Raw genomic sequence first — 13107 nt, forward strand, 5'->3', positions numbered from 1 at the left:
TGCTCTTTTATGCCTCGGTATGCTTCTTAAAGTTGTCAAGAATCGCCTGCCATCCATCTTTTTGCATCTCTATCGGGTTTTGATCTTCTGCATCAAAACTTTCTATCACTTTAGTCTGATCTCCCTGTTTTTCAAAAATAATCCTGACCTGCCTGCCATCTGCAATGGAATAGGCAATCAGCGCTAGTGGTTGCACCTCGTCATAGACACCTTCGAAATCAAAGCCAAAACTGCCATCACGGGCTTCCATTCTGGATGAAAACTTACCTCCTGTGCGGGGATCATTTTCTGCCTTAGGCGTATGCCAATCGTCAGAAGCGCTGTTCCATTGTACGATATGTTCGGGGGAAGTCCAGTAATCCCATACCTTCTCCACCGGAGCATTGACTGTTGTTTCTACAGTAATTACGGTTCTTTCCTGATCTGCCATTTGTTCGTTAAGGTTTGGTTGTTGCAAAAAATGAATCTAATACAAACTGATTGAGCAAGTTATACATATAAACAAAATATTAAATTGGAATTTATCCAATTTTTGGAATATATCCACTAATTTTGGTTTGTAATTCAAACGGTGATACCGGAAGAATTGGAATTAAGGTTGTATTGGTGCAACAGCTTGCCGGTTTCTGCTGGCAAGTTGTTTTGTTTTTAAATCACTGTTTTTTTGCCCAATCAATAATATCAGGATATAAATCTGCTACAGTTTGTCCGCTTTTTCTGTTTTTGTACAGATTGAGAAGTGCCTGGTTGAAAGCTTTGAACCGCTGAAATCCCCGCCTGTCTTCCATATTACTTTCGATATTTTCATTCAGAGTGCCGAAAGATTTTTTATCAAACACATCTGAGTAATAAAGTGTTACCAGTCCATAGTTCATATACTCTTCAAAACACATCAAAGGGCTGTTGTAGGTGGAAGATGGCTTACCGGCCGTAGTCCATTGTTCAAGTTTACCAAATACATTATCAATATCTGCTCTATATTTTTCTGCTTCCGGATTCAGGTAAGCATGGTTGATTTCAGTAAAAGCGATCGTCATACGACCTCCTTTGACTACATCAGCAGGTTTGGATTTATCACTGCTTGTAAGAAAAGGGAAATTCACATGTGCCTGCGATTCTGAAAAACCATTATCACTGAATATATTGGCAGACTGATTCCACCCTACCAAAGGGGAAAAAATCACTTTTGTGGCATCATACTTTGTCGAAGGAAACTGTTTTTCAAGCCACTGAATCATTCCGGCAATGCCTGTTTCCTTTTTGTATTCAGCAATTAAACTGTTGTAATAAGTACTGTTGTTTTTAAAAAACTTTCGAAAATCCGTCTTACCGGCAAAATCGGACAGCAAAGGAATAAATAATGTGAGCTCGTTTCGGTCACCCCAGCTGACATGATCGTACACCCCGCCATTTACGATTTTATCCCCCTGAAAAACGAATGCATAACTATCCATTTTCATCCGATTGTAATAATACGCCGGAGAAAGCTTCAACAAGGAATCAACCGTGCGTACAGCCTGATGGTTTTTGTAACCAGCAAACTGCTTCATCATCTTCTTATAATAATCTGTATCCTTGTAAATGGCTTGTGTTTTACCATAATCCGTAAGTGCAAAAATCACGTTCATTAACTCGTAGACTTCCGGAACTTCAACCAGTATTTTACCCTTATTTTCCGCCTTATAAGCCGCCGAAAAAGTCGCAGCCTTTACTTTTCTTTCCGGACTGAAACCACAAAGCACCGTATCCTCCGAACTTTCCCTGACAATCATAAACCGGGTTGTCTGACCGGAACGAAGCAAAAGCGCTATGGAATCCTTTTCAGAAACAAGTACAAGAGGAAGGGAGTCTTTTTCAACAACAAAACTAAAATCAAACTGTTTGTTTATTTTGTTGATGCCATTCATGTCGTCCTTTTCTCCATCCAGATATAAAGTAATGCGGTCACGAGCCGTACGCACTACAGGAACATCCTTTTTCTGAGCGATGGAATCTGCTCCCGAAAGTATTAATATCAAACAGATACAAATTGATCTCATCATAGCCAAACATGTTAAAAGCCTAATTTTAACAAAAAAGGTTATAGAATACAAAACTGTGACAACTTGCCAGGTCTCTTGCATTTCGTTGCTCATTTTCAATACCGGGCAACCTGTTCATAAACCGCATCATCCTTACTCGATTTTGATAGGGATAAAAAATTAAAAGAATTACCTTTGCACCATAAAACGATACTATGATTTATTTCTTCGCCGACGATCAGAATACTGTGTATGCAGTGCAACTGGAGCGAACGCTCACATCGTCAGATACTTCAAAACTTATATGGCTGTTTGCAGGAGCTGAACTTAGCCAGGAAACTGTTCTCACTGATTCTTTCGTTGGTCCGCGTGCTGCCATGATTACCCCATGGAGCACCAATGCTGTTGAAATTACCCAGAACATGGGGATTGAAGGCATTATCAGGATTGAAGAATTCAAACGCGTAGAGCCGGTATTTTCTGATTTCGACCCTATGCTTTCTCAAAAGTATACGGCTCTGGGTCAGGATTTGTACACGATCAGTATTGCTCCTGAGCCGGTTTTAGCTATTGACAACATCGCTGAATACAACAAGCAGGAAGGTCTGTCGCTGAGCGACGAGGAAGTTGAATACCTGAACGACCTTGCTGAAAAGCTGGAAAGAAAACTGACGGATTCTGAAGTTTTTGGTTTCTCGCAGGTCAACTCAGAGCACTGCCGCCACAAGATATTCAACGGTGTATTTGTGATTGATGGTGATGAGCAGCCCGTTTCGTTGTTTAAGCTGATCCGCAAAACGTCAGAGGCAAATCCGAATGGAATTGTTTCTGCCTATAAAGATAACGTTGCATTTCTTGAAGGACCGGTTGTACAGCAGTTTGCACCGAAACGTCCGGATGTTCCGGATTACTACGAAATCAAAGATTTTAAATCTGTTATCTCTCTTAAAGCGGAAACGCACAATTTTCCTACCACAGTGGAGCCTTTCAACGGTGCTGCTACAGGTTCGGGAGGTGAAATCAGAGACAGACTTGCAGGTGGACAGGGTTCATTGCCATTGGCAGGAACGGCTGTGTACATGACCGCACTTTCCCGTCTGGAGGATAACCGTCCATGGGAAAAAGGTGTGGAAGAGAGAGCATGGTTATATCAAACGCCAATGGATATCCTGATCAAGGCTTCCAATGGTGCTACAGACTTCGGCAACAAATTTGGTCAGCCTTTGATCACCGGATCTGTATTAACTTTCGAACACGAAGAAGGAAACCGCAAGCTGGGTTACGATAAAGTGATTATGCAAGCGGGTGGTATCGGTTACGGAAAGGCGGATCAGGCTAAAAAAGCCACTCCTGAACCTGGTGATAAAATCGTGGTTTTGGGTGGTGAAAACTACCGTATCGGTATGGGTGGTGCAGCGGTGTCATCTGCTGACACAGGAGCTTTCGGATCGGGCATTGAGTTGAATGCAATCCAGCGTTCAAATCCTGAAATGCAGAAGCGTGTTGCCAATGCAGTACGCGGTATGGTGGAGAGCGACAACAATACCATCATTTCTATTCACGATCACGGCGCAGGTGGACATTTAAACTGTCTTTCTGAACTCGTAGAAGAAACCGGAGGAAAGATTGATCTGGACAAATTGCCGGTTGGCGACCCTACCCTTTCCGCTAAAGAAATCATCGGAAATGAGTCTCAGGAACGCATGGGGCTTGTGATCGACAAAGAAAATATTGAAACGTTGCGTAAAATCGCGGAACGTGAGCGCGCACCGATGTATACTGTAGGTGATGTAACGGGCGATCACCGTTTCACTTTCGAATCGGCTGAGACAGGAGCCAAGCCTATGGATCTTGAAATGGGCGATATGTTTGGCAGCTCGCCGAAGGTGTATATGCACGACAAAACAGTAGAAAGACAATACGCACCGATTGCTTATTCAACAGAAAAACTGAGTGAGTATCTGGAGCAGGTGCTTCAACTGGAAGCGGTGGCGAGTAAAGACTGGCTTACCAATAAGGTAGACCGTTGTGTAGGTGGCCGTGTTGCAAAACAACAAAATGCCGGCCCTCTGCAATTGCCGTTGAACAACGTGGGCGTAATGGCACTGGATTTCCAGGGTAAAGATGGTATCGCTACTTCAATCGGGCACGCTCCGTTGTCAGCATTGATTGATCCTGCTGCCGGAAGCCGTAATGCTATTGCGGAATCACTTTCTAATCTGGTGTGGGCACCGCTACAGCTGGGCTTGAAAGGAGTTTCTCTTTCTGCCAACTGGATGTGGGCTTGTAAAAATGAAGGTGAAGATGCACGCTTGTACAAAGCAGTGAAAGCGTGTTCTGACTTCGCGATCAGCCTGGGAATCAATATTCCAACCGGAAAGGATTCTCTTTCCATGAAGCAGAAATACAAAGATTCTGAGGTGATTGCACCTGGAACTGTCATTATATCTGCTGCCGGACATTGCGATGACATCACTTCGGTAGTGGAGCCTGTATTGCGTAAAACAGGAGGCGCAATCTATTATGTTAATCTTTCGGGAGATCAATATAAACTGGGCGGTTCTTCATTCGCTCAGATCTTAAATAAAATCGGAACTGAAACGCCGGATGTAGTAAATGCTGAAAGTTTCGCAACTGCATTCAATACGATTCAGGATTTGATCAAAGCAGGAAAAATTCAGGCGGGTCACGATATTGGCAGCGGTGGATTGATTACCACCTTGCTTGAAATGTGTTTTGCAGACCGTGAACTGGGTGCAAACATCGATCTTTCAGCTTTAGGTGCTCAGGACATTATCACCAAACTATTTGCTGAAAACATTGCCATCGTATTCCAGGCCGATGCTTCTGCCGAAGCTGTATTGACTGGGGCCGGTGTTGACTTCCATAAAATCGGAACTGTTACCAACCAGGCAGGATTGCAGATTCAGGATGGTGGACAAACATGGAATTTTGACATAGATCGCCTGCGTGATGTATGGTTCAAAACTTCTTACCTTCTGGACCGCAAACAAAGTGGATCGGCGAAGGCACTTGAGCGTTTTGAAAACTATAAAAACCAGCCGCTGAAATACAATTTCCCTGCTCAGTTTGATGGTAAAAAACCTGTAGTCGATGCATCAAAACCGCGTCCGAAAGCAGCTATTCTTCGCGAAAAAGGAAGCAATTCTGAAAGAGAAGTAGCGAATGCGATGTATCTGGCAGGGTTTGATGTGAAAGATGTTCACATGACCGACCTTATCTCGGGACGTGAAACGCTGGAAGATATTCAATTTATCGGTGCAGTGGGAGGTTTCTCCAACTCTGATGTATTGGGATCTGCAAAAGGATGGGCAGGTGCTTTCCTTTACAATGAAAAAGCAAGAACAGCGTTGGAGAACTTCTTTAAGAGAGAAGATACTTTGTCTGTTGGTATCTGTAATGGTTGCCAGTTGTTTGTAGAGCTTGGGCTGATCAATCCTGATCATACCGAGAAGCCAAAGATGCTGCATAACGAGAGCCACAAACACGAGAGTATTTTCACTTCTCTGAAGGTACAGGAAAACAATTCTGTGATGCTTTCAACACTTGCAGGAAGTACTTTGGGTGTATGGGTGTCTCACGGAGAAGGCCGTTTCCAATTGCCTTATTCAGAAGATCAATATAAAATCGTTGCCAAATACGGTTATGAAAGCTATCCGGCCAGTCCGAATGGATCAGCCTATAACACAGCTATGCTATGCGACGAAACAGGTCGCCATTTGGTGATGATGCCACACATCGAGAGATCGTTGTTCCAGTGGCATTGGGCGAATTATCCTGAAGGGCGCAAAGACGAAGTATCTCCATGGATGGAAGCTTTCGTAAATGCGAGAAAATGGGTAGAATCGGTTAACCAGTAATCGGAATTATATAAAGTAGTCGGGCTGCCTTGTTTCCAGGGCAGCCCGATTTGCTTTTAAACTGTATACAAAGACTTCCCTCCTAATCCACCGGCCAGAAAGGCGATTCGGTTCTTGCTGTCGAAAGATACTTTTCAATCGTTTTCAGTACATCCGGATTTTGAGAGGCAACATCACTGGTCTCGCTCAGATCCTTTTCTATATCATATAGTTCGGTTTTTCCTTTGGTTTTAATCGCCTTCCATTTTCCATATCTGACAGATTGTTCAAAACCTTTCTCAAAAAATTCCCAATACAGGAAACGTGGTTTAGCCGACTTCTGCTCTTTGGCAAATGGTAAAACACTGACTCCATCCGTTTGATATTTTACCTTCGATTTGGCGATATCAGCAAATGTAGGCATCAGATCGGCAAAATAACCCGGCTCTTTACTCACTGTTCCTGCCTTGATCAAACCCGGCGCCCAAACCAGCATTGGTACTCTGATACCACCTTCATACAGATCGCGCTTATAACCACGAAGTGCTCCGTTCGAATCAAAGAAATCGGCTACAGCGGTTTGCTGCGGTGAAGGTTCTGACCTTGGGCCATTATCGGAACAGAAGAAAACGATCGTATTCTTTGATAATCCGCTTTCGATCAGGTAGCGTTTGATTTTCCCTACATTTTCATCCAGATGATGCACCATTGCACCATATATCTTCATGTCCTCAGGCCAGTTCTCATTCTTGTAAATCGTACTGTCTACCGCATCCAAAGGCGAGTGAGGACTGTTGTAATTGATCATCAGCAGAAACGGCTTTGTCGCATTCTTTTGTTTTGACAAAAATGCCAGGCTTTCATCTGTACAGATATCATCGGTGTAATATCCTTTCTTACCGGACGCATTGCGGGGAACTTCCAGCAATTTCCCATCCGTGTAACGTTGAGCGGGCCAGTGACCATTCGCATAGGTTCCCGTATAACTGATCAGCCAGCCAGAGAAAGTATCAAAACCCCTGTGAATGGGGGTTGCCAATGTATCATAACCATCCAAATGCCATTTACCCATCAAAGCCGTTGTGTAACCTGACTGCTGCATCAGATTCCCTACAGTGAAATCATCTTTTGCAAGATTGGTACGGTAAACGGTTGACTTTCCTTTTGTACCGGCTATACCGCCCTGCTTGGTTGCATTGCCCCGAACGGTAGTATGCCCCGTATGCAAACCGGTAATGAGCACACTACGTGAAGGCGAACACACAGGAGCTCCGGCGTGAAAATCGGTAAACCTCGCTCCTTCTTTCGCGAGTGCATCAATATTGGGTGTTTTAATCTTCGTTTGTCCATGTATGCCAATATCTCCATAGCCAAGATCATCGGCCAGGATGAAAACGATATTGGGTGACTGCTGCGCAAAAGATTGTGCGGCCATCAGCAGGCCGCACAATACTGCGCTCACATTTTTGAGCATTCTGTTCATTATTTATCTATTAGTTGTAACCCGGATTCTGGTATTTGGCAGCTTGCGCTTGATCCAAAGGAGCACCTTTTTCGTCTGTTAGCATATTAATATAAGATTGCGGGAACGGCTTGAAGGTATCCTTCGCCTGAAACACCCCTTTTCCATTTCCATTCTGTCCGTTGCTATTTACAGGATTATCGGATACCGGCCAGTTGCCCACTTTTGAAGAAGCCAGCTGATTGTGATGTAAAACCCTTTCAAGCTGAATTCCTGCGTGGTGAATTCCCTCATATACAATTTGCTCCGAATTGAATTCTCTTGAATATTCATTGTATATAAAATGAATAAAACGCTGCGCTGCCGTTACTGCTTCTGTCGGATAGTTTTCCAATTTCGACTTGGCAGATGCTCCGTCCCAGTAAGATGCATCTGCTTTAATTTTACTGTAAGTATCTGCAGAAGCTGAGTATGGGTATGTTTTCTCCGACTTCGATAAACTTTCTGAGCCAGGATAAATGCGCGCCAGTACCTCTGCTCTCGACTCCCCTGCTTTGTACGCTGCTCTTGCTCTCACAACGTTAATATCATTCAGGGCAGCACCATAATTCCCTTGTCTTCCCAATACCTCAGCACGAATCAGGTACGTTTCAGCCAATCTGAAAATCGCTACGTCTCTTGTACCAAAGTGATTGTCCACTGTACTGCGGTTAGGATCTATGAACTTCCGTGAAGAAGGACGTAACGTTCTGCCTAAAAGCAATCCTGTGTTTGAAGACAATCTGTCTACACCTGTTTTGCGGTAGTAGTAGGCTCCGTCTTTTTTCACCCAACGCGGATACAGGACATAAGGCTGGGACACTGCCTCCAGATAGTCAATGGCAGTTTCCTTTGTATTTTCAAGAAATACCAATCCAAGATCTCCCTGTCCGATTTTCCTCTGCCCTAACACTGCTTTTCTTCCGCCCCAGGACGTACGGTTATAATCCGGTTGGATATTCGCATTGAAGTAAGCCACCTCCTCAGCAGTCCATGCTAACGATTTGTTATTCGCATCCGTGTAGGCAAGTCCCGGACCATCCTGCAATGTTCCGTTATTGAACGATGCACTTTCATATTCGATCTGAAAGCTCTTCTCAAATCTAGAATCATTTACCTTGTCCGTAAAAACGTCGTAACCCCAGTCGGTTGGTAAAAATCCTGTTCCTTTTCTCAAACCATAAGCCCATGTTTTAGACGGTAAATTCCAGGCTGCATTGGTGTAATCACAAGTGAACGCCGCAGTGGTACGCATCCCATAGCGACCATTGTCCAGATTATTTCCATACGAAGCCTGAAGAATGATCTCAGCATTACTTTCGTTGCTCCAATCTCCGCGTGCCGTTTTGAACAAGCTCCAGTAATCAGCAGCCAAACCGCCGTATTGACCACCGTTTGAAGCTGAAAGACCATTGATCACTTCTGTTGAGAAAATTTTAGCCGAGTCAAGGTCATTTGCACCTTTGCCTTTGTAAAGCAATCCTAAATGTGCGTTGGCATCATTGTTATTGACAGTCCCGTCAGCATTACGATATTGTCCGAAATCCTTAGCCTGGTCTCTTTGCAAATACAGTTTTGCCAATAAATGCGCTACAGCATACTTGGTAATACGCCCTCTCTCAGCCTGTGTGGTGGGCAGATTGGCATGTGCAAATCTCAGATCACCGATGATTCTTGCATAAATCTCAGCTGATGTAGATTTAGGAAAATTGAACGCCGCAGGAAGCGAATTGTTGCTCGCCAAAGGCATAGGAACATCGCCCAACTGCGTTACAAGCATATAGTACGTCCAGGCGCGAAGGAAATATACCTCCGAAAGCCTTCTGTTCGCAAAATCCTTGTCCGTTCCGAATTTGCCGGGTGCAAGTTTGGTAATGATTTCAATCGCTTTATTACAATCGTTAATGATCGGATATCCACCAAGCAATTGCGTAGCGTAATAGCCCATCAGGTTATTGGAGTAACTCCCTGCTTCTCCCGTCGGGGCCCACACTGCCGGACTGATCGTTGCCCAGTTGTTGTCTGTCGGCTCAGTAATATCTGTACCGGTTTCAAACATATAGGGACCTTCCATAAATCCGTACTTCCAGCGAAGCGTATTATAGGACGCAACTACGAGTTCTTCTGCCCCTTTTTCCGATTCGAAATAATCCTGTGTAATGGTAGATACCATTTTCTCTTCAAGGAAATTCTCGCAGGAAGCCAGTGGTATCAATGATAAAATGGGTATGATATATTTTTTCATTTTGATCTTACTCTAAAAGTTAAAGCGTTACTCTCAATCCCAATACGAAACTGCGATTCAAAATTGTGTTATTGGTTTGTCCTCCCGATTGCGCTCCTGCAGTAGTATCCCAGCCTGTGATATCTTCTGTGTTCAAGCCAGTTTTCACGGCCTCTCCACCCCAAAGGAATGGGTTCAATACCTGCGTGTAAACCTGGAAGTTGCCCAGTTTGTAGCGATCCGCCAGTGACTGAGGAAGCGTATAGGTGAGAGAGATATTACGTAGTGCTACAAGCGAGCCGTTGGCGTAGTTGCGTACATTATTGTAGTTGGTAAATGTAGCTGTAGTCGGTTGTGGGTAAGCAGCTCCGGTGTTTTCAGGGCTCCATGTATCCGTTTCCACGCGACGTCCATAGGTTTGCAAAGCACCATAGTACAGATTATTGATACGTGCTTGCAAAAAGAAAGTAAGTTCGAAATTTCTATAACCGAATGTATTGGTAAGTCCGGCTGTCCATGCAGGACGATTGCTTCCCAAGATTGCTTTATCACTATCGTTAATCACCCCAAATCCATTGTCGACATAAGTGACAACTTCACCGCTGGCGAGCGTCACAGATTTTGTATTGGCTTCTCCGCTTGTTGCCGTGATCAAAGGCTGATCTTTAATTTTCACCTGGCCAGGCAATGCCGTGATGTTTCCAATCTTTTTGTAAAGCTCAATCAAACGTGCATCTTCGGCTGTATTCTGCCAAAGTCTGTCATACTGATAATCTCTGAATACAGATATCGGCTGACCGATGTACCAGCCATTCGCAAGATCATCTACTGCACCACTTGTCAGTTCAAGAATTTTTTCTTTGTTAGTCGACCAGTTGAAGTCTGTTTTCCAGGTAAAGTTCTTGCTGTGTACATTCACGGACGAAATGGATATCTCTACCCCGCTGTTTTGCGTACGTCCAATATTGCTCAGAATGCTGGTGTAGCCCAAAACCGGAGGAATGGATCTTGACATCAACAAATCACTGGTTTCGGCACGGTAGGCTTCAAGAGATCCCGATATGCGGTTTTTAAACAGAGCGAAGTCCAGACCGATATTTTGCTGAGCCGTTTTCTCCCAACGCAGATCCTGATTGGGCATGGAAGCCGACTTGTAACCAGCAGCCTGGGTTTCATTGAATACATAGCCTGCACCGATGATAGAACCACCTGTTGAATAAGCTGCCACCGATGAGTTACCGGTCCTCCCCCAGCTATAACGCAATTTCAACTGACTAACCCAGTCAATTTGTTTAATAAATGCCTCTTCTTCAAGTTTCCACGCTACAGCTGCAGACGGGAAAAATGCCCACTTGTTGCCTCTCGCGAGAACCGAAGCTCCATCCCAACGACCTGAAAGTGTCAGCAGGAACCGGTCCATCAAGCCATAGTTGATACGTCCCATGTAGGACGCCAGTGCCGAACGACTGTAGGATGTACCGTATCCCATCGGAATCCCGGTTGCATTGGCTGCCAGGTTATACCATTGAGAAGAAGGAAATGTAATCCCCTGCGCACGAATATTGATTCCGTTATTGGTATTCTGTTGTGAAGATTGAAGTGCGGTGATTCCGATACTGTGAACACCAAATTGTTTATTCAGGAAAAGTAAGTTTTCCAGCGTCCAGCCCAGACTCTTATTATGCGAATTGTATCCGATCAGCGGTGCAGTACCTACGGCGCTGAAAGGATTGGTGTAATTGGGCCCAAAGAAAGAACCATATTCTTTGTCGCTATACTGCGCACCGAATTTTGAAGAAAATTTCAACCAATCGGTAAATCGGATTTCCGCAAACAGGTTGGATAAAACTGAAGCAAGCTTATGTTCATTCGTAGAATTCTCAATATTTAAAAGTACGTTATGCGCGGAAAGTCCTTCTCTGTTGGTGTTAAGATACTGACCATTCGCATCGAATGCACTTGCGTACGGCATCAGAGCCAAGGCTTGTCCGTAAGAATCTTTAGCACCACTGTTGGATGAGTTTTCAGAAGTTCCGTAATTCTGTTTAGAATAAACACCGTTCAGTGCAAGACCTACAGTAAGCCATTTCCGTGGTGTAATATCCCCTTTCAGGTTCAGAGAATATCTGTTAAAATCCTGATCTTTCAATGTTCCCAGCTGGTTCAGATAACCAAGAGAAAGATACACACGGGAATTATCGCTACCGGATGAAAGTGAAAGCTGGTGGTTTTGCGTTCTTCCTGTTCTTGCTACAAGATCCCTCCAGTTCTGGTCAAACAGATTTTCCGAATTGTAAACCGGCACACTGGCGGCGTAGCCTGCTGCAACCTCGTCAGCAGTCGCTGCTCTCATTTGTACTGTACCATCAGCATTCCACTGGTACGCGGTACGAATATTATTGATACCTGACTCCTCACCTCCTCCGAAAGTTTGTACATCAAAATCAGGATCAGGAGCGGTGCCGTATTTCCCTGTGTAAGTACCACCGTTGATATGCGCTTGTCGTTGCCAGTTGAGCAATTGTCCGGCATTCATCCAATCGGTAGTGGAGTGGATTTTAGCAGAGGTATAGCTTACATCATAGTTAATAGAAGTTTTGCCTTTTTTACCTTCTTTATAGTTGATCAGAATAACACCATTGGCTCCTCTGGAACCATAAATAGCTGTTGCAGAAGCATCCTTAAGTACTTCAACGGAAGCAATATCATTGGGATTAATCGCTGCTACTTCACTAGCTGAAAGAGGAATACCATCGATTACATAAAGCGGTTCGTTGGAAGCATTAATAGACCTGTTTCCACGAATACGGATTCTGCCTACTTCCCCCGGACGCTGATTGGATGTAATATCTACCCCGGACACTTTTCCCTGCAACGCCTGTACGACGTTTTGTACTGGTCTTTCACGAATTTGCTGCTCAGTCAAACTGGAAATAGCCCCTGTTAAGTCACTTTTTTTCTGAGTTCCGTAACCTACCACAACCAGTTCTTCCAATGATTTGGTGTCTGGCAACAGCACTACATCTAATGCCGAGCGACTATCCAAAACGACCTGCTGCTGCACATATCCTACAAATGAGAATATCAGCGTACCACCTTGCTCAGGAGCAGTAAACTCAAATTTCCCGTTTACATCCGTAGACGTTCCTCGTGTGGTACCCTTCAGGACAATACTAACGCCGGGAAGTGCTTCCCCCTTGTCATCTTTGACCACTCCACGGATTGTACGGTCCACAGCAAAATGCCGCAGTGTACCTATCCGTTCTGCCTGGACCACCCTTCCCTGTCCGGTGAGGGCGAAAGCAATTACTAACCCACTGAAAACTTTTTTCATAAAAAATAGCCCCTGTTTTTCTTAATTGAATTGATGTAGTTCAGATTATCTGATAGCATTAAAATATAAATTCTATATATTAAATAGGATAAATAAAATCGTCACTTAATTCAGTACATATCTGATTATCCATATTCGTTTTTTTCTATTTCAGGGGCCAGGTTTTA

The 13107-nt window shown here is 44.1% G+C and carries 6 protein-coding genes; 1 reads left to right on the forward strand and 5 read right to left on the reverse strand.

The features are described 5' to 3' along the window. Positions 1-7 precede the first annotated feature (7 nt). Both AC1XUE_RS15145 and AC1XUE_RS15150 read right to left on the reverse strand, forming a co-directional pair. Positions 8-430, reverse strand: coding sequence for an SRPBCC family protein (locus tag AC1XUE_RS15145; protein ID WP_483356822.1), 423 nt, complete (start codon positions 428-430; stop codon positions 8-10). 223 nt (positions 431-653) lie between these two features. Continuing rightward, positions 654-2042: a DUF4932 domain-containing protein gene (locus AC1XUE_RS15150; RefSeq protein WP_483356823.1), complete on the reverse strand. Its 1389-nt coding sequence runs from the start codon at positions 2040-2042 to the stop codon at positions 654-656. A gap of 194 nt (positions 2043-2236) precedes the next feature. Between AC1XUE_RS15150 and purL the strand changes: the two genes are divergently transcribed. Then, positions 2237-5902, forward strand: coding sequence for a phosphoribosylformylglycinamidine synthase (purL, locus tag AC1XUE_RS15155; RefSeq protein WP_483356824.1), 3666 nt, complete (start codon positions 2237-2239; stop codon positions 5900-5902). Positions 5903-5984: 82 nt separating this feature from the next. On the opposite strand, the gene AC1XUE_RS15160 is transcribed toward purL, so the two are convergent. From AC1XUE_RS15160 to AC1XUE_RS15170, 3 genes are read right to left on the reverse strand one after another with little or no spacing between them, the layout of a single operon-like run. Next, positions 5985-7364 (reverse strand): arylsulfatase, encoded by a 1380-nt coding sequence (locus tag AC1XUE_RS15160; RefSeq protein ID WP_483356825.1) that lies wholly within the window; start codon positions 7362-7364, stop codon positions 5985-5987. 10 nt (positions 7365-7374) lie between these two features. After that, positions 7375-9627, reverse strand: a complete 2253-nt coding sequence (locus AC1XUE_RS15165; RefSeq protein ID WP_483356826.1) for a RagB/SusD family nutrient uptake outer membrane protein — start codon at positions 9625-9627, stop codon at positions 7375-7377. A gap of 19 nt (positions 9628-9646) precedes the next feature. Further along, positions 9647-12940, reverse strand: a complete 3294-nt coding sequence (locus AC1XUE_RS15170) for a SusC/RagA family TonB-linked outer membrane protein (protein WP_483356827.1) — start codon at positions 12938-12940, stop codon at positions 9647-9649. Positions 12941-13107: the final 167 nt, after the last annotated feature.

The sequence above is a fragment of the Dyadobacter sp. HNCC25DJ187 genome, assembly GCF_056895255.1.

Excerpts from the sequence above, each read along its gene's own strand:
- AC1XUE_RS15145 (WP_483356822.1), bottom strand. The coding sequence starts at position 430 with ATGGCAGATCAGGAAAGAACCGTAATTACTGTAGAAACAACAGTCAAT.
- AC1XUE_RS15150 (WP_483356823.1), bottom strand. The coding sequence starts at position 2,042 with ATGATGAGATCAATTTGTATCTGTTTGATATTAATACTTTCGGGAGCA.
- purL (WP_483356824.1), top strand. The coding sequence starts at position 2,237 with ATGATTTATTTCTTCGCCGACGATCAGAATACTGTGTATGCAGTGCAA.
- AC1XUE_RS15160 (WP_483356825.1), bottom strand. The coding sequence starts at position 7,364 with ATGAACAGAATGCTCAAAAATGTGAGCGCAGTATTGTGCGGCCTGCTG.
- AC1XUE_RS15165 (WP_483356826.1), bottom strand. The coding sequence starts at position 9,627 with ATGAAAAAATATATCATACCCATTTTATCATTGATACCACTGGCTTCC.
- AC1XUE_RS15170 (WP_483356827.1), bottom strand. The coding sequence starts at position 12,940 with ATGAAAAAAGTTTTCAGTGGGTTAGTAATTGCTTTCGCCCTCACCGGA.